The following is a 281-nucleotide window of genomic DNA, read 5'->3' as shown; positions in this document are numbered from 1 at the left end:
ATCGCTAACTGTTACCGTTTGTGTACACGTTTGTGTATTTCCCGAAGCATCTTTTGCTGTCCAGGTTACTGTTGTAACGCCGATTGGAAAGCTCGATGGTGCATTATTAGTAACTGTGATTGTGCCTGTGCAGTTATCAGTTGTTGTTGGTGTTCCTAAAACAACTCCTGTAGCAGTACATGAATTGGCATCGGCTACAGCCGTAACATTCGACAGACAGGTAATTGTTGGTTTTTGGGCATCGCTAACTGTTACCGTTTGTGTACACGTTTGTGTATTTC

The 281-nt window shown here is 43.1% G+C and carries 1 protein-coding gene; it reads right to left on the bottom strand.

The genetic code is table 11. From position 1 onward, the window contains the following. On the bottom strand, positions 1-281 hold a 281-nt coding region (locus RT99_RS18900), incomplete at both ends, for an HYR domain-containing protein (RefSeq protein WP_042566306.1).

The organism is Flavobacterium sp. MEB061 (assembly GCF_000834715.1).
GTDB lineage: Bacteria > Bacteroidota > Bacteroidia > Flavobacteriales > Flavobacteriaceae > Flavobacterium > Flavobacterium pectinovorum.
Note: the sequence above shows the minus strand (reverse complement) of the source record. Positions and strands in the feature narration are given on the sequence as shown.